Here is a 26,530-nt window from a genome sequence, read left to right on the forward strand (position 1 = left end):
TTCATTCGCCGCTCTTGTGCCCGGCCAGCGAGTTGAGCGTCAGCGCGTCGGTCTTCGCGACCGCCGCCGCGTCGGCATCGCTGCGCCGGCGATTTTTCTGCTGCCCTTCGAGCTGCCGATACAGCGCAATGTATTGCGCGGCCATGCGCGCCCAGCCGAAGCCGGTCGCAAGTTCGTTGGCGGCTGTGCCCATGTTGCGGCGCGCGTCGTCGTCGGCGGCAAGGCGCGCGACTGCGGCAGCAAGCAGGCGCGGATCGTCGGGATCGTCGAGCACGATGCCGCACTCCGGCGTGATGATCTCGGCGCCGCCCGCGGTGCGCGCGGTCACGACCGGCAGACCCGCGGCCATCGCTTCGAGCAGCGACAGGCTCATTGCCTCATAACGTGATGGAAACACGAACGCATCGACGGAATGCATCAGCACGGGCATCTCTTTCACGAGCCCGAGAAAATGCACGCGATGCGCGATGCCGAGCGCCTTCGCTTCGTCCGGATAAGGACTGCCCGGCAGGAAACCGGCCACCGCGATATGCACATGCTCGGGCAAATGTTTGAGCGCAGCCAGCACCGTACCGAGGTTTTTGCGCGGCGTGCGCAGATCGCCGACGAACAGCAGCAGGAACGCATCGGCAGGCAGACCGAATTTTGCGCGATCGCCGGTGGCCGCCGCAAAGCCCTGCGTATCGACGCCGTTATAGATCACGTCCACACGGTTATCCGGCGTGAGGCCGATCGCGCGGATTTCGTCGGCGACCTTCTGCGAGACCGCCGTGATCACCTTCGAGCGCCGGTATGCCCAGCGCTCGAGCAGCGCATTGCAGCGCGTATAGATCGACTGATACGCGGACCACACGCCCTTCAGCAGCCCGAACGGGTAGTACTTGCTGCCGAGCCAGCCGCTATGCACGAAGTGCGACGTGTTGACGTCGGCGGGCATCCACGTAATGAAGCCGTTCACATGCAGCACGTCGTATTCGCGGCGATGCGCGCGCAGCCACAGCGCGCTCTTGAACGCGAACACCTGCTGGCGCAGCAGATTGGTGGGCCACCAGCGGCCGATCTTGATCGGCGCCCAGCGGACATTCGGATGAACGAGCAGATCGGGCGCCACATGCGAAGCGATCAGCGTCACGCCGATGCCTTCGTCGAGCGCCGCGCGCGCGATCTCGTGGTTGACGCGCCCCTGGCCGTCGTTATGGCGCACAACGTGCGTGACAATGGCGACTCTCAATCAGTGCCTCCGTGAAAAATTGGCGTGCGCGATGGGCTATTGACCGCGTTGACGCGGTTGATCTTGTCGTAATGCACCGCGGAAAGAATCGAAAAAACGCTCATGAAAAGCAGCAGTCCGCCGGTGCCGACCAGCGAATTGGTGAACACGAGCATCGCGAAGGTCGCGAGGCACAGGCTCAGGCACGCGGACACGTATTTGTCGTGGCGCAATCTGAACGACGCGAGCACCGCGCGCGTGAGCAGCCACACGATGCCCGACATATAGAGCAGCGTGCCGGGCCATCCCAGCACGAACGGTATGTTCATCACGCCGCTATCGAAGTTGCCGTACTGGCCGAGTTGGCCGCCGTCGTTCGAGAGTTTCGTCGACGTGCCGGTCGCGCCCATGCCTTCGCCGGAGACATCGGTGAAGGCGGTCTTCGCGAAGGTCGCGTAGAACTCGTTGCGCGCGGCATAGCTCTGGTCGTCGTTTAGATTGACGATGGTCGACAGACGCGCCTGCATCCGCTCGGCCACCGGACCGACCGCGAGCAGCGGCACGCATAACCCCGCAAGCAGCACCGCGCTCGCGACGATCCGCAAGCGCACCTTGTTGTTCGACTTGATCAACTGGATCAGCAGCGCGATCACCCAACCGCCCCATGTGGAGCGCACGAGGCTCAGCGCAAACGAGAAGAAGCCGAGCGCTGCCGCGACCCAGCGCACGCGATGCGTGGCGGCCATCACGTAGACCATCGCGCCCATCATCGCGAACGCGAACGGTCCTGACGAATTCATCGTGCTGAAGACGCGCACGCCCATCGGCACGGGATCGCCTTGCGAGTTCATCTGCGAGCCGAGCATCCACAGCGCGTCCCACTGCGGCATGATGAAAAACTGGATCAGGCCGTAGCCGCCCATCACGAGCATGCCCCAGATAAACGTGTTGACGATGATGTCGCGATACTGCGGATACTGGCGCGTGTTCGCCATGATGTGAAAGCCGATCAGGATCGGATAGAGCCAGTTCGCGAGGTCGTAGGTGGCCGCGAGCGGGCCGCTCGACACCACGCCGACGAGGTACGCATAGACGAGGCCGAGCAGGATCAGCAGCACCGGCAGACCGCGTCGCTGGCCGAGCAGGCGGTAGTAGCGCAATAGCGAGAGTGCGCTGATCATCGTGACCGCGAGCGGCGCGACCTGGATCAGGCTCGTCGGCGTGAACGAGCCTTTGGACCAGTCGGCGAGACGCCGCACTTCCGGGCTCAGGAACCACAGCCACCACATGAAGCCGATGTAGCGCGCGGGACTCTTGAAGTAGAGCCACAGGCCCGTGAGAATCGCGAGAACGGGAAACGCGAGCGTCAACACCGTGCCTTGATGCGCGACGATCAGCACCGCCGTGATGAGCCAGAGCATCGCCGATGGTAGCCATTCGCGGCGCGCTCGCCTTGCGCCCTGCCCGGCCGCCGCCTCTACAGCGCTGGACATGCCGGGTATGCCAGGCGGAGGCGGAAAGTCCGCTCGCGGGAACATCGACATCGCTTACAGACCTCCGCGCGATTCTTGCGCGGCGCCGGCCTGCGCTTGCCTGCTTGCGGCGTTATTCGCGGCCTTGCTCGCGGCCTTGTCCGCGTCGGCGCTCTGCGCGCCCCGGCCGCGCACTCCAGCGCGTGCACGCAGCATCTCCTGCGTGATGCGTACATGCTGCATCGCGTAGTGCTCGGTCGTGAGATCGCGCGCGAGCAGACCGGTCGCCGCCGCTTGCGCCTGGCGCAGTGCATCCATTGGCGCGGCGGCGAGCTGATCGACGGCATCGCGCAACGCGGGCGGATTGAATGGCGGAATGTAGAAGGCCTCACTCGCCGGAAAATAATCCTGCAACGCGCCGACGTTGGTCACGACCATCGGCTTGCCGACCGCCGCCGCCTCGAGCATCACCGTAATGCCCGACGCGTGCGTATTCGGCCGCAGCGGCACGACGATCACATCGGCCCAGTCATACAACTCATGCTGTTTCTTGATGCCGGAGAACAGCGCGATCTCGACGTTCGGCGCGCGCAGCGAAGCAGGAATCCGGCGACGCGTGGCGAGCTTCACCGTGTAGCGCGCGTCGTTGCCGAATGCCTTGATGAGCGTCTCCCAGTCGCGGTCGCGGTCGTTGCCGATCGCGGCGATGCGGATCGGCGAATGCGGCTTCCATTCGGTCGGCGTCTTCACGGGGAAGTCGCGCGTGTTCAGACCGTAGAGCAACGGCCTGGCGTCGCGATCGAAATAGCGCTTGCACAGCGCGGCGTTCTCGCTGGCGAGCGTGGTCAACTGATCGGCGCGAGTCATCAGCTTGCGATACAGCCAGCGACGCACGATGCCATACGAAGGCCACTTGTCGAGCAGCCACACGCTTTGCGCAAGCAGCAGCGGCGACGCATTCGCGCCGGCCTTGCGGCCGCTCAGCAGAAGCATCAGCGCGGCGGAAAGCCATTCCTGTTCGGTGTGCGTCCAGATCACGTCGGCATTCAGCACGTCCGCGCGATTGCGCCACGTGTGAATGAAATCGAAGCCGAACGCCGCCTTCAGTGCGCGGCGCGCGAGGCGCACCGGTTTGCTTTCGCGCGCGTCTTGTGAATAGCTGAGCGCGAACGCGTCGGACTCGGCGTGGTGATAGCCGTACAGGCAACCGATGTTGTCGCCCGGTCGATAGAAACGCGGATCGGCGCCGTAAAACAGATGAACGTGAACCTTGGTAGTCATGTAGAGATTCCCTTTGCCGATGCCGATGCCGATGCCGATGCCCACGCGTCCAACCCGCTGCGTGCCGCTTGCATGAACCGCCGCTTCACGCGGTCCGCGACAGCGCGCGCCGCGCCTCGTGCGCGCCGGTTCGCACCGCGCGCCAGCGCGAGAGCTTCAAACGCGCCTGTTTCGACAGCAGCGCGAGCGCCGCATGCGTGAGCCCCGGATACACCTTGGTGCCGACGAGCGTCCACCACCACCATGCGGTTTCGCGGCGCAGCGGCGGCAACTGGTCGCGCAGAATCAGATGGAAGTTGAACGCGGCGTTGCGCAACGCGGCCATGGTCTGCGCGTCGCGGCGGTCGTCGTCGAAACGTTCGGCGGGGAAATGATCGACCGCCACGCGCGGGTCGTACATCAGCTTCCAGCCGGCGTTCTTGACCGCGAGGCTGAACGCCATGTCGTTGTGAACCTGGGCGCCCGCGCCGCGCAGCCGTGCATCGAAACGGATGTTGCGCACCGCGTCGCGCCGATAGCTCATGTTGGCGCCCTTCAGGATGTCGACTTCGCGTGCGCCACCCACGCCGAGATGATGATTGCCGATGATCTTGCCGTGCGCGGTGACCTTGCCGACCAATGGCCGCTCGCCGTCGAGCACGCGGCCTTTTTCGTGCACCCAGTCGCGGCCGCCGAGCGCGCCGAGCCGCGCATCGCTTTCGAACGCAGCGGCGATGCGCTGCACCCAGTCGGGATGCGGCGCGGCGTCGTCGTCGGTGATGGCGATCACGTCGCCGCTCGCGGCGTCTAGTCCGCGATTGAGCGCGGCCACCTGGCCGGGCACGTCGACGAGCGCCACCGATAGCGGCAGCTTGCCCGGCACCGCCGGATCGCGCAGACAGGTATGCGTCGCGTCGTCGTCGGCGCGAGCAACCACCACGACTTCGTCGGGCGCGCGCGACTGCCGTTGCAGCGCCGCGAGGCAACGCGCGAGGTCGGCCGGGCGGCGGTAAGTCGGAACCAGTACCGTCACTTTCATTGCGATGTCCTTGTTGCTGAGTCCTTGATGCGATGCGTTTCGCTAGCCGAGGCCGTTACGGTTAGGTGCTCAGATATTCCTGCACCGCCGCGTAACTGCGGTCATAGCCGCCGCGAGCGCGCGCCGGCATGCCGTTGAAGATGCCGCCCTGCACATGCACGCCGGCCCCGCGCAGACGCTTGAGCGAGTCGATGATCTCGCCCTCGCTGTGCATGCCCGAACGCATCACGAAGAACGTCGAGCCTGCATACGCGCCGATGATCGACGCATCGGTCACCGCGAGCACCGGCGGCGTGTCGATCAGGATCACGTCGTAGCGTTTTGCGAGGGCGTCGAGGTATTGCGGCAAACGCGGCGACATCAGCAATTCGGACGGATTCGGCGGACGGCGCCCGCACGAGATAAAGCTGAGGTTCTCGATCTCCGACGCGCGGATCGACTCCTCCAGCGAAATCTGACCGCTCAGCAATTCCGACAAGCCGTTTTCCTGCGTGCCGCCGAGGTAGCGTTCGAGCACACCGCGGCGCATGTCGCCGTCGATCATCAGCACGCGCTTGCCCGAATGCGCGAGCAGCACGGCGAGGTTGACCGTGAGGAAGCTCTTTCCGACGCCCGCCATCGGTCCTGTGAGCATGACGATGCGGTTCTTTGCATCCATGATCGTGAACTGCATCGACGTGCGCAGACTGCGCAGACTCTCCACGGTGACGTCCTTCGGCCGCGCATTGGCGAGCACGGAACGCAGGCGTTCGCCGCCGCGCGCGAATCCGTTTTCGAGCAGCGTCTGCTCGGCGCTCATCGGCACAAGGCCGAACACCGGCAGACGAAATGCGCGCTCGATATGCTCGGGGTCGTCGATGCCTTTGAACATATTGCGGCGCAGGAACACGAAGCCGGTGCCCGCGATCAGCCCGAGAATCGTCGCCGCCGACAGGATCAGCGCCTTCTTCGGCTTGACCGGCGATCCGGGACGCAGCGCGGCGTCGACGATATGCACGTTGCCGCCGGTGCCCGCCTTCTGCACCGACAACTCCTGCACGCGATTGAGCAGCAGCACGTAGATGTCTTCCGCGACCTTCGCGTCGCGCTGCAACTGCACGGCCTTGACCTCGGTGGCCGGCAGATCGCGGAAACGGTCTGCGTATTTCGTGCGCTGCGCCTGCAATTCGGCCATCTGCTCGCGCGCGGCCTTCAGCATCGGATGGTCGTCGCCGTAACGTTCGGTGAGCTGCGCCATCTGGAGCCGCAAGCCGGCAATCTGCTGTTCGTACTGCACGCTGCCTTCGAGATAAACCTTCGCCTCCTCGCTCGCGTTGATCGAACCGGACTGACGCTGATACGCGGTCAGCGCGGCCTCGGCGCGTTCGAGATCGGACTTCAGGCGCGGCTCTTCGCTCTTCAGGAAGTCGAGCATCTTGCTTGCATCGGACTGCTTGTTCGCGATGTGCTGACGCACATACGACTGCGCGAGCGCGTTGGCGACCAGCGCGGCATGCTCGGGGTTTTTATCCTCGAGTGAAATCTGGATCACGCCGGTCTGCTTGCCCTGCTCCTGCACGCTGATCGCGGATTGAAACGCGCTAATCGCGTCGAGATCGTTCGCCCGCATCACGGTGAATTCCTCGCCCGGACGCGCGACCAGCTTGCTGACCAGCATCGTCACGCCGCCGCCTTGCGCCTGCTGCCCGACCTGACCGCGCAGCAGCAACGCGCCGTTCTCCGCGCGCAGTTCGTAGCGGCCGCCGTCGAGCGCCTTCATGGTCAGCTTCTGGCCTTCGAGCGCGGGCAGCACGTCGATCGAATCGACATCGACGACCTCGCCGCCCCATGCATACGACGACAAGCCGAGCCACGGCTTCGCCGGCTCGCCAGGCGTCGCGACGCGCGCGGCGATGCTGCCGAGCAGCGGCAGCGTTTTCGGCGTGACGCTGAAGTTCAGCTTCATCTGCTCGACGACCGGCGCCACCACGCCGCGGCTCTTGATGATTTCGATCTCGGCGTCGGTCGGCAGCGAACTGGAGCCGCTCGTGATCGCGGCGCCGGTCTGCGTTTGCGTGAGCGCCTGCGACGTGTTGTCGGCCTGCTCGACGCGCACGTGCGCATCGGCCGAATAGATCGGCTTGGCGAGCACGCAATACGCGCCGGCAATCGCGACGACCGCCGCCGCGATCGCGATGAGCCACCAGATGTCGTCGAGGATCACCTGCACCAGTTGCCCGAGGACCACGTCCTCTTCTTCGGTCCTGATCGGGCCGGTCATGTGTGGAGAGATTTGATTGCTCACAGTTCGATCCCGTATCTGGTTAGCGCGTCAGTTGCTTCAGGTAGAACAGCGTCTGCACGCTCGGCAACACCTGCTGCAACACGCGGTTGAACGTGGTCGAGGCGGCGGTGCCCACATACACGACATCGAGCGGCTGCAACTGGAACTGCGCGGACAGCATGATCGCGTCGGGCTGCGTCATGTCGAGGCGGTACACGTCCGGCGTGGTCGGATGCTCGCGCATGCCGCGCATCACGAAGATCTGCCGCGGATTGGCGTCGGTGTCGAGAATGCCGCCGGCTTGCGTGAGCGCGTCCGCGATCGTCAGACGGCCCTTGAGCATCGGCACCTGAATCGGCGTCTTCACTTCGCCCATCACGAAGATGCGGCTGTTGCTGCGGTCCGGCACGTTGATGACGTCGCCGTTTTGCAGCATCACGTTCTGCGTGGTGTCGCCCGCATCGAGCATGCGGTTCGCGTCGAGCACGTAAAGCGTCTTGTTGCGCGTGAGGCGCACGCGCTGGATGTCGGCGTCGGCAGTCGTGCCGCCCGAGCGCGTGAGCGCATCGACGAGCGTGAGCGGCACGTCACTGACCGCGAGCGGACCCGGCGTTTTGACTTCGCCGGTGACCTGCACTTTCTGGCCGCGATACGACAGCACGCGCACATCGACTTGCGGATTGCGGATATAGCGCACGAGGCCGCGCGCAAGCTGATCGCGCAACTCGCCGACGGTCTTGCCCGCGGCCATGATGCGGCCGACGAACGGGAAATAGATGGTGCCGTCCGCGGCGACGGTCTGGCCGTACGGATCGGCCTGGCCCGGCAACGCGGCCGTGTACGGCTGCTGCAACGCGCCGGCGATGGTCTGCGTGCTGGTGCCGCCCGCCGACAGCGTGCTGCCCTGCGGCGTGGTCAATTCGGGGTGATCCCACACGGTGATGCCGAGAATGTCTTGCGGCGACAGCCGGTAGACGTACTGCGAAGGATCGCTGAAGGTCGAGGTCGGCAACGGACGCGGCGGTGCGCTGGCTTCGGCCTGCGCCTGGGCGGCGACGACGCTCGCGTCGATCACATGGACCGGATAGGTTTCGGCGGACTGGCTCTGACTCTGGTGCTGGCCGTCGTCTTTCAGACGCGACGTGTCGAGGTAATTACCCGGTGCGGTGGCGCAGGCCGACAGAAAGGACGTCAGCAAAAGCGTGGCGGCGAACTTCGTGATCAGCTTCGTTTTCGGGTTCGCGAATGTAGGTGTAGCGAGTGTTTTCATCAGCATATTTTTTTCAGCCATCCCATGACCAGATGTTCGATGAGCACGAGACTTTCCCTGTAAGCGGATTCCTCGCCGCCGTGCGGATCGGCGACGTCGGCCAGGTCTTCCCACTTGCCGAGCGGAAAGACCTTGCCGCGCGAAGCCGGATCGAGTGCTTCGACTTCGCCGATCTGCGCGCGCTCGCTCACGAGCACGAGATCGGCGGATCGCACGAGCCGGCGGTCAAGCCGCCGCGAGTGATGCGCGCCGGATGCGACGCCGCGCTCGGCGAGCAGGCGCCGCATCACCGGGTCCATGCCGTGGCCGTTCATCGCGCGAATGCCCGCCGAATGAAACGCGATGGACGCCGACGCCTGGCGCGCCTTGAACAGCATTTCGGCGGCCGGCGAACGGCACACGTTGGCGTGGCAGACGATCAGAACATTGGCGAACATGTCGGGCTCCGGGATGAGGCGCGTAGTGCGGGCGGGCGGCGTGACAGGCAGGCTTATTGGCCGGCCTGGGCCACGGCGAGCGCATCCGCTTGCGTACCGCCGTGCGTATCGCCATGCACGGGCGGCAGGCCGTTCACGCCGACTCTTGCGGGCGCATTGCGCAGCGCATGCTGGCGTCCGATCGCGTGATACTCGATGCCGAGTTCGAGCAACGCGTCCGGTTCGTACAGATTGCGGCCGTCGAAAATAAGCGGCGTTTTCAGCATCGTTTTGAGCGCATTGAAGTCCGGGCTCTTGAAGACTTTCCACTCGGTCAGGATCACGAGCGCGTCGGCGTCTTGCGCTGCTTCCATCTCTTCGTTCACGAACTGCAGACGCGCGTGCTGCTGCGGCACGTCCTTCAGATCGAGCGCGAACACGCGCTTCGATTCGTCGATTGCGACCGGGTCGTACGCCTTCACGCGCGCGCCGCGGCGCAGCAGTTCGGCAATCAGCGGGCGGCTCGGCGCTTCGCGCATGTCGTCGGTATTCGGCTTGAACGCGAGGCCCCACACAGCGAACGTGCGGTCGGACAGGTCCTCGCCGAGACGCGCGACGATCTTCTGACCGAGCACTTTCTTCTGCGTGTCGTTGACCGCTTCCACGGCTTCGAGAATGCGCAGGTTCGCGTGGTGATCGGCGGCTGTGCGGATCAGCGCCTGCACGTCTTTGGGGAAGCACGAACCGCCGTAGCCGCAGCCCGCGTACAGGAAGTCGTAGCCGATGCGCGGGTCCGATCCGATGCCGCGGCGCACGGCCTCGATGTCCGCGCCGACGCGGTCGGCGAGATTCGCCAGCTCGTTCATGTACGAGATGCGCGTGGCGAGCATCGCGTTGGCCGCGTACTTGGTGAATTCGGCCGAGCGCACGTCCATGTACAGCGTGCGTTCGCGATTGCGGTTGAACGGCGCATAGAGGCGCTTCATCAATTCGCGCGCCTTTTCTCCGGGCACGTCTTCGTCGCAACCGAGCACGATGCGGTCGGGCCGCGTGAAGTCTTCCACTGCCGCGCCCTCTTTCAGGAACTCCGGGTTCGACACCACCGAGAACATGTGACTGAGGTTGCGCGCGGCAAGCTCTTCGGCGATCGCGTCGCGAACGCGTGAAGCCGTGCCGACCGGCACCGTCGATTTGTCGACGATCACCTTGAAGCCCGTCATGTGGCGGCCGATATTGCGTGCCGCGGCGAGCACGTATTGCAGATCCGCCGAGCCGTCTTCGTCCGACGGCGTGCCGACCGCGATGAACTGGATGTCGCCGTGCGCGACCGCCGCTTCGACGTCGGTCGAGAACGTGAGGCGTCCGGCCTTGCGATTGCGCGCGATGATCTCCTGCAGGCCCGGCTCGTGAATCGGCACGCCGCCGCCGTTGAGCACGTCGATCTTGCGCCGGTCGACGTCGAGACAGAACACGTCGTGGCCGATGTCGGCCAGACATGCGCCCGTCACGAGGCCTACGTAGCCGCTACCGATGATCGTCAGGTTCATGTATTACCTCGCAGGAGTTTGGAGTGAGTGTTCAATATGCGTTGCTGCCGACAAAGCCCTTCCACAGCGTCAGCACGACGATCTTGATGTCGAGCCAGAAGGTCCAGTGCTGCATGTAGTACAGATCGAGCTTGACGCGGCCCATCATTTTTTCGATGCGGTCGGTTTCGCCGCGATAGCCGTTGATCTGCGCCCATCCGGTGATGCCCGGCTTGATCCGGTAGCGGTGCATGTAGCCCTTCACCAGATCCTTGTAGATGTCGTCGTGTTCGAGCGCATGCGGACGCGGCCCGACCACCGACATCTCGCCGCGCAGCACGTTGATGAATTGCGGCAGCTCGTCGAGGCTCGTGCGCCGCAGGAATGCGCCGACCGCGGTGATGCGCGGATCGCGCCGCGTGGCCTGCGTGATCTTGCCGGCCTCTTCCTTGTGCACTTTCATCGAGCGGAATTTGTAGATCTCGAACTCGTTTCCGTCGATGCCCTTGCGCTTCTGGCGGAAGAACACCGGACCCGGCGAGCTGAGCTTGACGAGCACCGCGATTCCGAGCATCAGCGGCGCGAGCGCGGTCAACGCGGCGAGCGCGAACAGCCGGTCGAAGATGCGCTTGGGCAGCACGCGCAAATCGGTGATCGGCGAAGCCGCGAGATTGATCGCCGGCACGCCGAGCAGTTCCACCATCGGCTGATTGAAGAGCGTGAGGCTGCGCACGTCCGGAATGAAGCGGATGTTCACGAAGTCGTTGCGCAGATCCATCACAATGCGATGTATTTCCTTTTCCTTCGAAATAGGCAGCGCGAGCCACAATTCGCGGATCGCGCGTTGGCGCACGAGCTGGATCATGCGCTGATAGTCGCGTTCGACGGGCACGCCTTCTATCGCGGCGGCCGCGTCGGGATCTTCATAGGGGTTGATCGTGCCGTTCTCGTCGAACACCACGACGGGGCTGAAGCCGGCGTCCGGACGGCTGCGCATCTGCTGGATCAGAAAGCGCCCATACGGTGCGCCGCCGACGATCGCCACCGCGCGCTGATTGAAGCCTTCGCGGCGCAGCCCGCGCAGAATCGAGTAGACGATCACCTTCGTGACGATCAGCAGCACGATGGTCGCGGCCGCCCAATAGACGAGCCACAGCCGCGACAGACTGTCCGCGCGATGCAGGCTGAAGCTGATCAGCACGCCGGTGACTTCGACCATCGCCCAGCCGCCCGCGACGCGGCACAGCAGGTCGTAGAGCGGCTTGCCGCGCCATGACTGATAGATGCCGAGCGCGGGAAAGAACACGACGACGAGCAGCACGTCGAAGGCGAGCGACACGCTTTGCATGTCGTCCAGCCACACGACTTCTCCGTTGTGCACGGCCGCCGCGATCGCGGCGCCGAGCGCGACCATCGCGATGTCGATCAGTCTCGATAGAACGCTCAGCATGTGCTGCCCCTCAGTTCGTCAGTCAAGTGCCATCCTGCTGTTAGTCCGTTGCGTGCATCCGCCGGCCGCTTGGAACGCGCTGCCCGGTCGATTGGGCGGCACGCAAAAACGCCAGCAGCCGCGCCGGCAAATGAATTGCCCGACGCGAATCCGATTGAAGCCGTGCTAATTGCAATTACGCTTTCCGCTTTGCTAAACCGGACGCTCGGCCGCGGCGAAAAACGTGTCTCGGAATGAGTGAATGTCCTTCTACAGGTATAGATAAAGCGTTATTAAAATTCGCGCCGCAAGGCTGCAAAAATCTCAAAATGTATCGGTCAAAATTTCGGAATTTTTTGTGAATTTTGTGGGGTGTTTTTACCGGAATAGCGGCTTTGACCATGCTTTTGCGCCTTCATGACGAGTAACGGCGGCCTTTCTGTCGCTTTCCGGCGATGCCCGCGCGGGCTTGCGCCGTCATAATTCTCGTGCAGGCGCCGCGGTAAAAAAATAGCCCGCCGTTAATTTCCGCATAATTTTTCTTTTTATAAAATAGCCGCGACATTTTTTGTTCATCAAGACGTTAGCTCTATTCGGCTTATATATAGTTTCCAATTAACGGGCTTTTATTCATTTCGGTCTTCGTGATAAAACTGGACGCATCCATCCAGTCCCGAGGAGTCCATCATGACCGCTCCGGTTACGGCCACGTCCGCCGACACCCGGCCCACCCAGACGACGTCCGCGCACGTCAAACTGAAGGTTCATCCCGTCATTCTCGCGGGCGGCTCAGGCACGAGGTTGTGGCCGATGTCGCGCGAACAGCATCCCAAGCAGTTGATCGGCCTGCTCGGCGAAGACTCGCTGCTGCAGTCCACCACGCGCCGTCTCGACGCGCTCGAGGCCGGCTATCCGCTCGCCGGGCAACTCGTCGTGGTGGCCAACGAGGAACAACGCTTCACGACCGCCGAGCAATTGCGCACGAGCGGCAAACCGACTCGCCTGATTCTCGAACCGGTAGGCCGCGATACGGCGCCGGCGCTGACTGTGGCCGCGCTATCCATTGCTGCGCAGGACGAGGACGGCATCATGGTGGTGATGCCCGCGGATCACGCGGTCACCGATCTCGAAGGCTTTCACGCCGCAGTCGCCGCGGGCGTGCAGCATGCGGCGGCGGGTCAGATCGTCACAATGGGCATCGTGCCGACGCGCGCGGAAACGGGCTACGGCTACATCCGCATTGGCGCGGCTATCGGTACGCCTGGTAATCCTGATGAAACGCAAGCGGCTGACGCTGTGGATGCGAGTGCTTCGGTCACCGCGCACAAGCTCGATCGCTTCGTCGAAAAGCCGCATCTCGAACTCGCGCAACGCTATGTCGAATCGCGCGAATACTGGTGGAACAGCGGCATTTTCATCATGCGCGCATCGACGTGGTTGAAGGCGATCCGCCACTTTCAGCCGGCCATTCACGACGCCTGCGAAGCGGCCTACGCGGGCGGCAAGGCGGACGGCGACTTCTTCCGCCTGCAACGCGATGCGTTCAGCGCGTCGCCGTCCAATTCGATCGACTACGCCGTGATGGAGCAACTCGGCCAGGACCAAAGCGCGGCCTCGGGCGTGGTCGTGCCATTGCAGGCGGGCTGGTCGGACGTGGGCTCGTGGGACGCGATCTGGGACATCTCCGAGAAAGACGCGGAGCAGAACGTGGGCCGCGGGCGCGTGATGTTCGAAGGCGCCTCCTCCACCTTCGCGCATTCGGAAGGACGCCTGATCGCCTGCGTGGGCACGCAGGATCTCGTCGTCGTCGAAACGGCGGACGCGATTCTCGTCGCCGACAAATCGCGCGTGCAGGACGTGAAGAAAATCGTGGGCCGCATTCGCAGCGAAGGCGGCATCGAAGCGGCCAATCATCGCAAGGTGCATCGCCCGTGGGGCAATTACGATTCCGTCGATACCGGCGAGCGTTTCCAGGTGAAGCGCATTGTCGTGAAGCCGGGCGCTCGCCTCTCGCTGCAAATGCATCATCACCGCGCCGAACATTGGATCGTCGTGCGCGGCACCGCGCTCGTCACGCGAGGTGAAGAGCGCTTTATCGTCTCCGAAAACGAATCGGCTTATATCCCGCTCGGCGTCACGCACCGTCTCGAGAACCCGGGCAAGATGCCGCTCGAAATGATCGAGGTGCAATCCGGCTCGTATCTCGGCGAAGACGATATCGTGCGCTTCGACGACACGTACGGACGCCAGTAAAGCCCTGGGTCACACATCAGGCACGCGAGGTCGGTTGCGGGAACAGCGTTGAATCACAGCGAATGAAGCGGGATCCTGCGGCGGTTGCTCCAGACTGCCGCGGGGTGCTGCGTGCTCATCCCGCGTGGGAGATGAGTTCTGTGTACGACGGATAACGTTCTGCTCGATCTGCTGCGGCTGGATTGGCGGGCGTTGCGGTTGCTGCGCCTGGTGCTGCGCCCGCGCCTGATGCTGCATTGGCTGATGCGTTTGCGCTAGTCATCCCGCCACTCACCGCACTGCCGACAGCAGCCGCGGCGGGTTCGCTCGTGTAGCGCCGCAGCGGTCCGCGAAACGCATTCAACGGACCATGCAACGGCGCTCCATGATGCGCGGCGACGGACTCGGGCACATGACGCATGCCCGCCGCCATCGGACGAGCCGGCGGCGCGGTATACGGCGAGTGAGCGGCAGACACGTCCGACGTGTACACGGGCTTGTGCATCTGCCCATGCATCGGCGCGCCGTACGCTTGCGGTGCCCGTACCTGCGGCGCTGCATAGGCCGCGGCCTGCATCGCGCATTCACGATCGATCCACTGCGCAGCCCACTCGAACGCATAATGCTCGGCCGCCTCGGCGTCCGTAAAGCGCGGGCCGACGAGGCCGGAACGCTCGACGCGCTTGCCGTCCTTCATGATCTCCGCCCATGCGCGATACATCGCGTTCGGCACCCGCTCGGCGGCGACGTAGATCAGATAGCCGTGCCGTTCGGCGACTTGCCGCCCGCGCGGCGCGAGAGCCGTCGACAGCGGGCTGCGTTGCAGCGCCGCTCCCGAGATTCCGCGCGCCGATGCAATGGCCGCGTCCAAGCCCTGCATCGCGGCACCGACCGCGCCGGCTTCGTTCATCGCGCGCAAGTCGGCACGCAGCGCCGGGCGCGGCGCATAAGCGACCGATGGAGTCGGCAAAGCCGGCGCACGCGCGATGGCATGTGCGGCTTGTGCAGCGTAGGCATCTTGCCGATCCTGCGCGACGACGGGCGCGGCGTGGTCGAAACCCGCCAGTTGACGCGTGATATCCGCGATCGGATCGGCCGAACGCCAGGGCCGCGCGTGCGACGCCTGAGCCTCGTGCAGCGCGTTGGCCGCGTGGCCGTTCGTGCCGGGCGCCTGCCACGACTCGGGGCTTTTCCACGACACGCCGCGCGGACTCTCGTCACGCATGCTGGTTGTATCCGCGACAGGCGCCGCGGGTTTGGCGGCGACGGGCGGCGCCGGTTGCGGCACGTAGGCGAACGTGCGCCCTGTTCTGGACAGAAGCCGAACCATCTCGAGCAGCGTGCCGTTCAGTTGCCATTCCTCGAAACGGCGCCGGCAAGTGGGCCCCGACGGATAACGGCCTGGCAGCTTCGACCAGGGCTCTCCGGTAGTGAGGATCCACAAAACCGCATTGGCCACGACACGTGGGTCGGCGCGAGGCCGCCCACGTCGGTTCAGACGGACGGCCGGCTCATCGGAGACAAGCGCAGATAGCAGCGCCCATTCGTCATTGCTTAGCTCATCGAAAAACATGGATTTTCTCCACGCAGCCTGGCCGGGCCGCGGCTTTGGGTGGACCACGGATTCAGCCTTCACGATCCGTGTGTCACCCTCGGTTGCACAAATATGTCTTGTACGTTCTGTTGGCTGGTCAACCCCGCCCTGTGTTAGTGCGGTTTATCCCTGTTGCGAAGCACAAAACGTGGTCTCACTCGTGCATGGGAGAATTGTGCACGAAGCATACCATCACCAGGGTTTGCGTGAATATCGGCGAGACAAGTGTTACGGATAGAAACAAACTTATGCTTTTCACTCGCTTAATTCACGTCATGCCGTAACGGAAATGCTTCATGCGATAGCGACGGAATAGCTATTGCCCACTCGACAGCCCGCGAAAGAGCACAGCCAATGCGCGCTAAAGGCCTGCTAAAAAATGCGGCAGACACGCCGAATAAGCCGCCCGAATTCGACCGCATCACGGCGCAATAATTCAGGCATTCTTTGTCTGTCTGCCGGTGCGGCAGGTTCGTTGCGCGCGCATCGAGTCAACGGTGCCAACGCTTGATGACATCGATGTGGCAACGCAGGCGAGCCGCTCGCTTGAGGCGTCGCCTGCGTGGTTTGTGGAACGGCTAGCGCACGGGATTCGCCGCGCCCTCGCCCGCCACGGTTTTCCATTCGCGTACGCGCCAGCGTGTAACAAGCCCCGCTCGCACGTACGGATCTGCCTGGGCGAAGGCTTCGGCGACGCGAGGCGTCTCGCTGTTAAAAAGCAGCATGGCCGTGTCGACCGGTTCGGTCAGCGCACCGCCCAGCATCAGTTCGCCGCGCCCCGCCGCTTCCCATGCGAGTTTCAGATGCGCATCGCGGTACTCACCACGCCGTTCCAGATAGTCGGGCACGAGGTCATAGATCAATAGATAGTGCATGACGAATTCCTCCTTAAAAAAACACTACGGTGCCGGTGGTGAACGGACACGGCAACCTGTCAATAGCCGTTAAGGATTTCCCTGCGAATTTCCTTACCAATTGCCATTCATGTGCTACCGCAGCAAATGGACAATGCAGAAAAACAATGCAGCGCGAATTTTTCAACCGCTCGCAGTGGGCGATACGGTAGCGAATTGCAGTCCGATTGCATCATCGATTAATCTGCAATGCATAACATAATCGCGTGTCCGGATTCGCTGCAATTCAACGCCAATCGACCTGAAATACGCACTCACTCCGCCTGATCAGGGAAAACCAGCGGGCGCGGCTGTCAACGCAAACGCGCTTTTGACCGTTGATGCAGACAGCATTTGCCATAATGGACTTGCCGAGGGCCGGATGCCGGATCCCGTCGACGCCCACGTGCATGAAGACCAAAAACGTTTCCACACCGATGGAGTGTCACATGAAAATCCAATCCGCAATCGCTTCCCTGGTACTCGGCGCCGTCCTCGTTTCGCCGGCATTCGCGCAGAACAGCCAGCAGACGAAGATGGCCGACTGTAACAAGCAGGCCGGCGACAAAAAAGGCGACGAGCGCAAGGCGTTCATGAAGACGTGCCTGTCGGCGAAACCGGCCGCCGCGCCGATGAGCCAGCAGGACAAGATGAAGGTATGCAACACGCAAGCCACCGGCAAGAAAGGCGACGATCGCAAGGCGTTCATGAAGAGCTGCCTGTCGTCGGCGCCGGCTAACTGAACTTGGCTTAAACCCAACCAGATTCGACCAGGCGGGTTTCCAGCACGCTCGACCATGCGCCGCGCACTTCGCGCGGCGCATGCGGTTCGCATCGGACTCTCGCATCGGGCTCTCGTGTGCGATCTTTCGCACCACACCCCCTACGCTTTTCCGTTCCCCGCTTCGCCCGCCCTTCACAGTCCTCTCGCCCGAACGCGCTGTTTTTCTTCTATGATGGCTGCGGAGACGGCCCACCCCACACAACATTCATACGGGCCGCCATCTTGTCGTTGATGCCGCAAAGCATCGATTGGAGGCAAGGATGGTATCGAAGCATAAAAACCGCTGGTTGAGGCGGTGGCTGGTCGTCATCGTGTTCTGGGCGGTGCCCGTGGCGATCGTTGCTGTCAGCGAGATTCGCGAGGAGATGGCCTACAACGCCGTCGACCTGGACCGCGCGCTGACCACCTGGAATTTCACCGACGCGCAACGTGCGGCCGGCGCCCCCGCGCGCTGCCACGGCAAGCCGGAAGAGGCGCAAGCCGCCGGTTGTCCCGCCGACGTGCTCGCGGCCAACGCGCCGCGTCAGCAGGACGCCCGCAATGAATACAGCGTGCGCCGCTCCACCCTGATGGCTTATCTCTGGCATGCGTTCGTCGGCTACTGGATCGTGCCGGCGCTCACGCTGTTTGTTATCGGCGTGTTGATCGGCGCAGTGCGCCGCGCGCTCAGGCGGCCACCGGCGGTCAAGAGTCCGGCCAATCACGGCGGATAGCGCGCGCATCTGACTTCAGATTTGCGGCGTCGAGACAACAGTTTCGCGCCGATCGCGACAGAAAATGCGAAGCGCTGGAGTCGGTAAAAATGGGCGAATCCGGCGATTTCGGCTCGCGTGCCCGGCGGCTCGACCGAGCGCGATCCGCAGCACGGCGGCCCGTTTTCTGCGCGTTGATGCGCTCCGCGAGCGTCGCCCGGCGACCGGTCAAATTTACAGAAGACTCTTTTCGATTTGCCTCAAAGCCCCGCCGCATAAGGCTTTGAGGCTTACGACCGAGGGCGCGTTTTGGCGTGCCGTGTGATATAACTCAGAGGCGACCGCGCGATTTGTTCGCGGTCGCGCCCCGGAACCATACGGAGAAAAACGATGCAAAGACGACACTTCATGTTGAAGACTACCGCTGCGCTCGCTTTCGGAGGCCTTGCTCTCGCCGGTTGCACAACCAACACCGGCGGCCACGACACCGCCGCCACCGATTCGTCCAAACGCCGCTCGATCGACGCCGACGTCGACGGCACCATGTCGCGGCTGTACACGACCGTGAAGGGTTCGCGCGAGCTCGTCGCCAAGGCGCGCGGCGTGCTGGTGTTCCCGTCGGTGCTGCAGGCGGGCTTCATCGTCGGCGGGCAATACGGCGAAGGCGCGCTGCGCGTCGCCGGCACCTCAGTCGGCTACTACAGCACGGTTTCCGGCTCGTTCGGGCTCCAGGCGGGCGCGCAATCGAAGGCCATCATCTTCCTGTTCATGACGCAGGATGCGCTCGACAAATTCCGCAATGCCGACGGCTGGTCGGTCGGCGGCGACGCCTCCGTTGCGCTCGTGAAAATGGGTGCGAACGGCGCGATCGATTCGAACACGGCAACCGCGCCGGTCGAGGTCTTCGTGCTGACCAACGCCGGGTTGATGGGCGACCTGTCGTTGCAAGGCACCAAGGTTTCGCGCCTGAAGATTTGACGCCGAAGGGTTGGCCCCCGGCGGTTTGTGTCCGCGGGCCGACTCTGTGAGCGTGACAATGGCTCGACGAGCCGCCGCCGCGTTGGTTGAGGCGGGATAGCGTCTTTGCGGCGGGACACGCAATGTGTCCCGCTGGGCCTAGGGTTGTGGAACGCAACCGTAGTAATGCAGCCATCGCGACAACTGAGTTGCCGCGAGCGCGCCTAGTGCGCTATGCCGGCATCGGCTCACCGCACACGCGGCACAGCCTCTCGCAGTAAAAAAGCCGGCGCTCGCCACGAGCGCCGGCTTCGTTTCTCTCTACTGTTTTCGCTCAATCCCGCTTTGTCTGATCGCGCGAGCAAACGAGACAGCAGCACCGCGCGCCCACTGGCCGCGATCAACGCCCCGAGCTATCCACCACCTTGAAGCGCGAACGCTTCTGCGCGCGAATCACCGACTGATACGCATCCACGTACTGCTGCGCCATCCGGTGCGACGTGAAGCGCTCCTCGAAGCGCTGCCGCACGCCCGCACGCGACATCTTGTGCAGCCGGTTGACCGCCGCGACCGCGCCGATCTCGTCTTCGACGATAAAGCCCGTCAGCCCGTCTTCGAGCACTTCCGGCACCGAGCCGCGGTTGAACGCGACGACCGGTGTGCCGCACGCCATCGCCTCGATCATCACGAGGCCGAACGGCTCCGGCCAGTCGATCGGAAACAGCAGCGCATGCGCGCCCGACAGAAACTCCGCCTTCTGATTGTCCGCGATTTCGCCGATGAACTCGACGTACGGCAAGTCCAGCAGCGGCCGGATATCGCGCTCGAAATATTCGCGATCGGCGGCGTCGACCTTGGCGGCGATGCGAATCGGCATGCCGCAGCGACCGGCAATGCGGATCGCCGTATCGACGCGTTTTTCCGGCGAAATACGGCCGAGAAATGCCAGGTACTTCTGCTCGACCGGCTGCGGCGTGTAGAGATGCTCAGGCAAGCCGTGATAGACGGTGGTGAGCCAACGCGCCTGCGGCAGCGGATGGCGCTGCGCATTCGAAATCGAAATTACCGGCGCCGAGCTGAACGTGTCGAACACCGGCTGCTGTTCGGGTAGGTCGAGACGGCCGTGCATCGTCGTGACGAACGGCGTGTCCTGGCGCTGAAACACCGAGAACGAGTAATAGTCGAGGTGAAAATGCAGGACGTCGAACTGCTCGGCCTGGCGGCGCACCAGTTCCATCAGCAACATATGCGGCGCGACGCGATCGCGAATGCCTGGGTCGAGGCGCAGCGCGCGCGGCCACACCGGCTCCAGTTTCGCACTCGTAACGGAATCGCCGCTTGCGAACAGCGTCACATCGTGGCCGAGCTCGACGAGCGCCTCGGTGATGTACGACACGACGCGCTCCGTGCCGCCGTATAGCTTCGGCGGCACCGATTCGGTCAAGGGGGCGATCTGCGCAATCTTCATAGTTGTCTCCGTGAACTGACGGCTCGTGGCCCGGCTTGTTCCGAGGCCGCGTTTTGCGGCGCCGTCAGTGGCGCCCTTTTGAGCGCCGGTCTTCGATCAGTGCACCGCGGCAGCACGCGCGCACCATAGGCATCGGAGCATTATTCCCTGGCAGGGACTAAAAAGCGCCCGTTATTGCATTTCCTGGGCGCTGTTACATTCAGCTTACAAGCCGCCTGGCACCGAAATAAACGCCGCATCGCGTCGCGCGATTCAGCGCGACGGCCACTTCCAGGCCGGCATGTCGCGCTCGTCGGCGTCCGCGAGACGCGTGGCGCCGAAATGCTTTTCCAGCACCAGCGATTCGCTGGCGTCCTCGCGTTCGAGCGCCGCGATCAGCCGCGCTGCATGCGATACGACGAGGACCTGCGAGTGCGCGGCGGCCCGCGCGATCAGCCGCGCGAGCGCCGGCAGCAGATCGGGATGCAAACTGGTTTCAGGCTCGTTCAGCACCAGCAGCGCGGGCGGGCGCGGCGTCAACAGCGCGGCGACCAGCAGCAGATAGCGCAAGGTCCCATCCGACAATTCCGCGCCCTTCAGCGGACGCAGCAGGCCGTGCTGCTGCATCAGCACTTCGAAGCGGCCGTCCTGCGAGGCGATGTCGAGCCGCGAGCCGGGAAACGCGTCGTCGATGGCAGCGTCGAGCGCGCTCGAATCGCCGATTTCGCGGATGGTTTGCAATGCGGCGGCGAGGTCCGCGCCGTCGTCGGAGAGCACCGGCGTATGCGTGCCGACTTGCGGCATGCGCGCGGGGGCGTCGACGTCGGTCCGGAAGTGATCGTAAAAGCGCCACGAGCGGATCTGTTCGCGCACCGCGATCATTTCGGGCGCGGAGCGCGGGTCGGCGAACTCCGTCATCATGCTGTCGAAACTCGCAACCGGCTGCGGCACCGTTTGCCACTCGCCGCTTTCATCGCGCGTGCGTAACGCCGGACCCTGCCTGTCGACGAGCAATGCGGACGGCCGCAGCACCGGCCCGCTCCAGATGCATTCGCGCTTGACGACGGGATCGAGCATAAAACGGGTGCTCTTATTGAGCAGCGGCAGCCCGAGATCGATCGCATAACTAAACTGCTCGCCCGCGAAACCGAGCCTGAGACTCACCGGCGTCTTGCGTGCCGTGGGTTCAACCTCGAATTCGCCGCTCAGCACGCCGCGCGAAAAGCGTTCGGGACCGGCCCATAAGGTGGACGGCAGGCCGCCTTCCCGTGCGAGCGACGTAATCACGCCGCCGCGCGCCGTTTCCGCAAGCAGACGCAGCGAACGGTAGACGCTCGATTTGCCGCTGCCATTCGCGCCGGTAATGACGTTCAGCCGGCCGAGCGGCACGATCAGTTCGCGCAAAGACCGATAGCCCGCGATGGCGAGCGCACTCAGCACGCGGCCATCCGAAGATACGAGGCTTGCGGGCGCACGCACGCCTTGCTGGCCGACAACCTCCGCTGCCCGAGGCTGAAGGTTGCGTATTGCCGCAAGCTCATCACCTGTGCCCTCCGCCCACGGCCGGTCTTTGTATCGGCACGCTGCGCAGGTCGCGCAGGAAGCTGTCGCGCCACACGCCCAGATCGTTCTTGCGCAGCGCCGCCATGTTGATCTCGTGACGCCGCTGCCGTGCATCGAGCGGCATTTGCAGCGCCCGCTGCAACGCCTCGCACATGCCGATCGCATCGTGCGGATTGACGAGCAGCGCGCCCGTCAACTCCGCCGCCGCGCCCGCGAAAATCGACAGCACGAGCACGCCGGGATCGTCCGGGTTTTGCGCGGCGACATATTCCTTTGCGACCAGGTTCATGCCGTCATGCAACGGCGTGACGAAACCGATCTGCGACTCGCGAAACAGCGACATCAGTTTCCAGCGGTCGTATTGCTGATTCAGATAACGGATCGGCGTGTAGTCGAGGCCCGAATAGCGGCCGTTGATACGCCCCGCTTCGTACTCCAGGTCCTGGCGGATCTTCTGATAGGTCGCGACATCCGACCGCGTGGGCGGCGCGATCTGCACGAGCGTGACATTGCCGCGCCATTCGGGCGAGCGTTCCAGCAGATGCTCGAACGCGCGAAAACGTTCGACGAGCCCCTTCGAATAATCGAGCCGGTCCACGCTCATGATCAGCTTGCGGCCTTCCAGGCTCTGCTTCAGGTCGAGCACGTGCTGACGGCTTTCGTAGCGCTTGGCCTGTTCGGCGATCTCGTCGGGAAACACGCCGATGCGGTAAACGCCCGTGCGCAGCTTCCGGCCGAACGCCTCCACCATGCCGTTCGACACCGTGCCACGCGCGTGGCGCGTCACGTAGTCGTGAAAAGCCTCTTCGTCGGTCGCGGTCTGGAAACCAAGCAGGTCGTAGCACGACAGCGACTTCACCAGTTCCTCGTGCGGCGGAATATTCAGCAGGATTTGCGGCGACGGAAACGGAATGTGCAGGAAAAAACCGATGCGATTCGTGATGCCCTCGCTGCGCAGCGCCTCGGCGAACGGGATCAGATGGTAGTCGTGAATCCAGATGACGTCGTCGGGTTCGAGCAGCTTGATGAGCTTGTGCGCGAGCCACGCGTTGACGCGCCGATAACCGGCATATTCCTCCCGCTCGTAGCGCGCGAGGTCGTTGCGATAGTGGAACACCGGCCAGAGCGTCGCGTTCGAAAAACCGCGGTAGTACTGGTCGTAATCCTTGCGCGTGAGGCCCACGGTCGCGAAGGTCACCGCGCCGTCCTGTTCGAGCGTGGGTCCCGCGTTGGCGACGGTCTCGCTGACCACGTCGCCGCTCCAGCCGAACCACACGCCTCCCGCGTCTTTCAGCGCGCCGAACACGCCGACGGCGAGGCCGCCCGCCGATCCTTTGGTTTCCGTCGGCGTAGCGACGCGATTCGACACGACGATCAGTCGGCCCATGTTGCAAGTCCTCCTTGTTTCGCGCGGCATCTGCCAGGGTGCAGCCCGCGCCCGCCACGCAGCGGACGCGTCGACATCGTTTTGCATGGTGCACGCCATGCCGCGCCAGGTTTATTCAATGAGTGGACGGTTCGACCCTTTGGCGAACGATCGGTTGCATCGTTTAGCCGGTTGGCCAGGGCAGATAGCGCACGGCGCGCACATTTCAGCGAATTCGGTTGCGCGCTTCCGATCGTCGCAGCACTGCCTGCCAACGTTCCGCGCAGCGTCGCGCGGATTCTGACTTCGCGCTAGGCCGTTTCCTTCACTTTGTGCGGCGACCCAGCCGCCGACGACGGCCCAGGCCCAGGCCGGCTTGCCACCGGGTCCGCCTCAGTATGCGCCGCCGTGCTGCCGGCCGGCGTGCGCGTGCCGCGCGGCACCCAGTCGAGCGGTTCGCCCTTGCCGTTTTCGAGTTCCGCCGACACCTCCGCGCGCGCCCGCGGCAAATACTGCGGATAGTGCTTCTGGATGAAGTCGAGCAGCCCCTCGCGCACGCGGCAGCGCAGGTCCCAGTTCAGACCTGAATCGAGCGAACTGACGAGCGCGCGCAACTGCATCGAGCGCTCGGTGCCTTCGGTGACTTGCAGCACCTGCACGCGACGGTCCCACTCGGGCGCCGCTTCGACGATGCGCGCGAGTTCCTCGCGCAACGGCGCGAGCGGCATCCGGTAATCGACGTACAGAAACACCGTGCCGATGATCTGCGAACTGCTGCGCGTCCAGTTCGAAAACGGATTCTCGATGAACCATTGCAGCGGCACGATCAGCCGCCGCTGGTCCCACAGACGCACCGACACATAGGTTCCGGTAATCTCCTCGATGCGCCCCCACTCGCCCTGAATCACGACGACGTCGTCGAGCCGGATCGGCTGCGACAGCGCGATCTGCAAGCCCGCGATCAGATTGCCGAGCACCGGCCGCGCGGCAATACCGGCGACCAGACCGGCGACGCCCGCCGACGCCAGCAGGCTCGCGCCGATCTGCCGCACGTTCGGAAACGTCATCAATGCGCCGCCGACGCCGACGATCACGATCACCAGCATCACCGAGCGCGCCAGCACCCTCGCCTGCGTATGGATGCGGCGCGCGTGGAGATTGTCGGCGGTATCGAGCGGATGGGCCTGAATGATCGCCTCGCCGATGGCCGCCGCCGAGCGCACCGACAGCCACGTCAACGCGCCGATCAGCGCAATGGCCGCGGCGTCGCGCAACGGGCCGATAAAAGTGAGCGTGTCCGGCGCCTCCCACCAGACGGCTTCGAGCGAGAGAATCAGCAGAACGAACAGCGACGGCTTGTCGATATAGCGCAGCACGACACTCGTGAGCGGATAAGGCCGCGCGATCCGCGTGACGATGCGCGCGCCCACGCGGTGCACGCCGATCGCGATCAGCACGGCGATGACCGAGACCAGCAACGCGCCGGGCCAGGTATGCAGCGGCGCTTCAGCGATGTGGTCCAACTGGTCGAGTCGATCGAGAAAAGCCATATAGGACAGTTTCCTCCTCGCTTGGATGGGGACAGGCCGGCCGCGTGTGACGCGGCGACGGCGTAGAGATGAGGCGCCCGGCCGGCACGCCCGCGAAAGCGCGGATCAAACGATGCGCCCCGCTATCAAAGCCGGCTGCGACCGCGCAAAGCGGCGCCCCGGCTCATGTTGAACGCGTGCACGGCATACGGCACACGCGGTGAGCAAACTCAGTGACAAAAAACCGGTGACAAAAACCCGTGAAAAAACAACAAAGCTGGCAACCCACACGCCCCGCGGCACGAGGCCGCAAACCGCGCCAGCTCGAATCAACTCAAGTCAGCTTCCGCTTTTGCAAGGAAACGCCTTGCCGAGCCCCAGCGAAATCGCCGTGCTCGCGTTATAGCCCGCCACAATCGGATTCTCGGCGATGTATTTGCGCACCGCATCCGTCAACTGCGCCGAACGCGCGTCTTGCGGCAGGCAGAAGTACTGGCCGACGCGCGGCCCGGTCGTGCCGCCGATTGCGTCGATCGTGTTGAAAATGCCGTCGGCGGCGCCTTCAATGTACGCAGCGCACGCACTGCGCGACGCCACGTCGGTCTTCGTGCACAGCTTGTTGAGGTCGCCTCCCGTAAACGCGGCCGCCGACAACGGTACGGCAAACGCGCTGGCGAAAATCAAAGCCCGCAGCATGGTGTTCCTTTCCAGGTCGTTTATCACGCGGTCTGTTGCCGCATCCCGAGGGCGCGCACACGAGAGGCGCGCCAAAGTCGTCATTCTGCACTGTTTTACGGGGCCGCAGCAGGCAGCCGCCGCTATCTTCAGGCATATAAGCGGCAAAACGCGCACCAGCCGCTTCGCCGCGCGCCTTACTTTTGCTGCATCTGTTGCAGGCGGGCGGTGAGGCCCTCGACCACGTCCGGCTCCTTGTAGGTCTTCGCGAAATCGAGCGCGGTCAGGCCGATCTGGTTCTTCACGGTCAGGTCCGCGCCGTTGTCGAGCAGCAGCTTCACCGTCGACACATGGCCGCCGCGCGCGGCCATCATCAGCGGCGTGGTGCCGTTCGGGGAGCCGGCGTCGACGTAAGCCGAATGGTCGAGCAGCAGTTTCACGATGTCGTCGTGGCCGTTCGCGGCGGCGTAGTGCAGCGGCGCCCAGCCCTTCTTGTTGACTTCGGCGTCTTTCGCGATCAGTTGCTTGACGAATTCCAGGTCGCCGTTGAGCGCGGCCATCATCATCGCGTTTTCGCCCGCCTTGTCCTCGATTTCGACGTTGGTCTTCGGATTCGCGAGCAGCGCGGCGCCGACCTTGTCCGACTTCTCGCGCGCGGCGAGGACCAGCAGCGGCATGCCCTGGTTGTCGACGCTGTTCGGATCCATGCCCTTCGCGAGCAATTTCTTCACGCCGTCCACGTCGTCGAATTTCACCGATTTGATCAGCGAGTCGATCGGCGCGGCTACAGCCGGCGCGGCGATCAGCGAGCTCAGCGCGGCACAGGCGAATGTGGCGGCCAAGGCGGCGCGCGACAAACCGCGGCGGACGGACGAGCTTGCCGTGGCCATCGTGTCAGCGGAATGCGGTGTGC

Annotated in this window: 21 protein-coding genes; 4 read left to right on the top strand and 17 right to left on the bottom strand. The window is 64.0% G+C overall.

From position 1 onward, the window contains the following. Position 1: 1 nt before the first annotated feature. From P0D87_RS00490 to P0D87_RS00530, 9 genes are all read right to left on the bottom strand, one after another. Complete coding sequence (locus P0D87_RS00490; protein ID WP_171799840.1) at positions 2-1,231, bottom strand: glycosyltransferase family 4 protein; 1,230 nt, start codon at positions 1,229-1,231, stop codon at positions 2-4. Further along, complete coding sequence (locus tag P0D87_RS00495; RefSeq protein WP_053858092.1) at positions 1,228-2,754, bottom strand: glucose-6-phosphate isomerase; 1,527 nt, start codon at positions 2,752-2,754, stop codon at positions 1,228-1,230. The genes P0D87_RS00490 and P0D87_RS00495 overlap by 4 nt, the downstream gene beginning before the upstream one ends. A 3-nt stretch (positions 2,755-2,757) precedes the next feature. Next, positions 2,758-3,963, bottom strand: coding sequence for a glycosyltransferase (locus P0D87_RS00500; RefSeq protein WP_053859022.1), 1,206 nt, complete (start codon positions 3,961-3,963; stop codon positions 2,758-2,760). Between the two features lie 85 nt (positions 3,964-4,048). Further along, entirely contained in the window at positions 4,049-4,981 is a 933-nt protein-coding gene (locus tag P0D87_RS00505; RefSeq protein WP_006048995.1) for a glycosyltransferase family 2 protein, read from the bottom strand. A 61-nt stretch (positions 4,982-5,042) separates the two neighbouring features. Beyond that, positions 5,043-7,241 carry a polysaccharide biosynthesis tyrosine autokinase gene (locus P0D87_RS00510; RefSeq protein WP_053858091.1) on the bottom strand — a complete coding sequence of 733 codons (2,199 nt, stop codon included), beginning with the start codon at positions 7,239-7,241 and terminating at the stop codon, positions 5,043-5,045. A gap of 43 nt (positions 7,242-7,284) precedes the next feature. Continuing rightward, complete coding sequence (locus P0D87_RS00515) at positions 7,285-8,520, bottom strand: polysaccharide biosynthesis/export family protein (protein ID WP_029968417.1); 1,236 nt, start codon at positions 8,518-8,520, stop codon at positions 7,285-7,287. Next, complete coding sequence (locus tag P0D87_RS00520; protein ID WP_029968415.1) at positions 8,514-8,951, bottom strand: arsenate reductase/protein-tyrosine-phosphatase family protein; 438 nt, start codon at positions 8,949-8,951, stop codon at positions 8,514-8,516. Before P0D87_RS00520 ends, P0D87_RS00515 begins: the two co-directional genes overlap by 7 nt. A 53-nt stretch (positions 8,952-9,004) precedes the next feature. Next, complete coding sequence (locus P0D87_RS00525) at positions 9,005-10,477, bottom strand: UDP-glucose dehydrogenase family protein (protein ID WP_029968413.1); 1,473 nt, start codon at positions 10,475-10,477, stop codon at positions 9,005-9,007. A 31-nt stretch (positions 10,478-10,508) separates the two neighbouring features. Continuing rightward, the gene (locus tag P0D87_RS00530; protein ID WP_006048991.1) at positions 10,509-11,906 is read right to left on the bottom strand and encodes an undecaprenyl-phosphate glucose phosphotransferase; all 1,398 of its coding nucleotides are present in this window, start codon (positions 11,904-11,906) and stop codon (positions 10,509-10,511) included. Between the two features lie 666 nt (positions 11,907-12,572). Here P0D87_RS00530 and P0D87_RS00535 point away from each other — a divergent pair. Then, positions 12,573-14,138 (top strand): mannose-1-phosphate guanylyltransferase/mannose-6-phosphate isomerase, encoded by a 1,566-nt coding sequence (locus tag P0D87_RS00535; protein WP_114156118.1) that lies wholly within the window; start codon positions 12,573-12,575, stop codon positions 14,136-14,138. Positions 14,139-14,253: 115 nt separating this feature from the next. On the opposite strand, the gene P0D87_RS00540 is transcribed toward P0D87_RS00535, so the two are convergent. Both P0D87_RS00540 and P0D87_RS00545 read right to left on the bottom strand, forming a co-directional pair. Then, a complete protein-coding gene (locus tag P0D87_RS00540; protein WP_053858089.1) occupies positions 14,254-15,690 on the bottom strand; it encodes a DUF6566 family protein in 1,437 nt (478 codons plus the stop codon). Positions 15,691-16,289: 599 nt separating this feature from the next. Beyond that, entirely contained in the window at positions 16,290-16,586 is a 297-nt protein-coding gene (locus tag P0D87_RS00545) for a YciI-like protein (RefSeq protein WP_053858088.1), read from the bottom strand. Positions 16,587-17,053: 467 nt separating this feature from the next. Here P0D87_RS00545 and P0D87_RS00550 point away from each other — a divergent pair, with 467 nt between their 5' ends. The 3 genes from P0D87_RS00550 (at position 17,054) to P0D87_RS00560 (ending at position 19,058) form a co-directional block, all read left to right on the top strand. Further along, the gene (locus tag P0D87_RS00550) at positions 17,054-17,347 is read left to right on the top strand and encodes a PsiF family protein (protein ID WP_006048987.1); all 294 of its coding nucleotides are present in this window, start codon (positions 17,054-17,056) and stop codon (positions 17,345-17,347) included. A 301-nt stretch (positions 17,348-17,648) separates the two neighbouring features. Continuing rightward, positions 17,649-18,101, top strand: a complete 453-nt coding sequence (locus tag P0D87_RS00555) for a hypothetical protein (RefSeq protein ID WP_029968406.1) — start codon at positions 17,649-17,651, stop codon at positions 18,099-18,101. 369 nt (positions 18,102-18,470) lie between these two features. Next, the gene (locus tag P0D87_RS00560) at positions 18,471-19,058 is read left to right on the top strand and encodes a BPSL1445 family SYLF domain-containing lipoprotein (RefSeq protein ID WP_006048985.1); all 588 of its coding nucleotides are present in this window, start codon (positions 18,471-18,473) and stop codon (positions 19,056-19,058) included. A 379-nt stretch (positions 19,059-19,437) separates the two neighbouring features. Here the strand turns inward: P0D87_RS00560 and P0D87_RS00565 are convergent, their stop codons facing one another. From P0D87_RS00565 to P0D87_RS00590, 6 genes are all read right to left on the bottom strand, one after another. Beyond that, positions 19,438-20,505, bottom strand: coding sequence for a glycosyltransferase family 4 protein (locus P0D87_RS00565; protein ID WP_006048984.1), 1,068 nt, complete (start codon positions 20,503-20,505; stop codon positions 19,438-19,440). Between the two features lie 252 nt (positions 20,506-20,757). Then, positions 20,758-21,924, bottom strand: a complete 1,167-nt coding sequence (locus P0D87_RS00570) for an AAA family ATPase (protein ID WP_053859021.1) — start codon at positions 21,922-21,924, stop codon at positions 20,758-20,760. Positions 21,925-22,024: 100 nt separating this feature from the next. Further along, complete coding sequence (gene otsA / locus P0D87_RS00575) at positions 22,025-23,434, bottom strand: alpha,alpha-trehalose-phosphate synthase (UDP-forming) (protein ID WP_053858086.1); 1,410 nt, start codon at positions 23,432-23,434, stop codon at positions 22,025-22,027. Between the two features lie 290 nt (positions 23,435-23,724). Next, the gene (locus P0D87_RS00580) at positions 23,725-24,963 is read right to left on the bottom strand and encodes a mechanosensitive ion channel family protein (RefSeq protein WP_053858085.1); all 1,239 of its coding nucleotides are present in this window, start codon (positions 24,961-24,963) and stop codon (positions 23,725-23,727) included. A 318-nt stretch (positions 24,964-25,281) separates the two neighbouring features. Further along, complete coding sequence (locus P0D87_RS00585; RefSeq protein ID WP_006048979.1) at positions 25,282-25,638, bottom strand: Rap1a/Tai family immunity protein; 357 nt, start codon at positions 25,636-25,638, stop codon at positions 25,282-25,284. A gap of 176 nt (positions 25,639-25,814) precedes the next feature. After that, entirely contained in the window at positions 25,815-26,507 is a 693-nt protein-coding gene (locus P0D87_RS00590; protein ID WP_044020874.1) for an ankyrin repeat domain-containing protein, read from the bottom strand. Between the last annotated feature and the right edge of the window lie 23 nt (positions 26,508-26,530).

Source organism: Paraburkholderia sp. RL17-368-BIF-A (assembly GCF_046054045.1).
GTDB classification, from domain to species: domain Bacteria; phylum Pseudomonadota; class Gammaproteobacteria; order Burkholderiales; family Burkholderiaceae; genus Paraburkholderia; species Paraburkholderia graminis.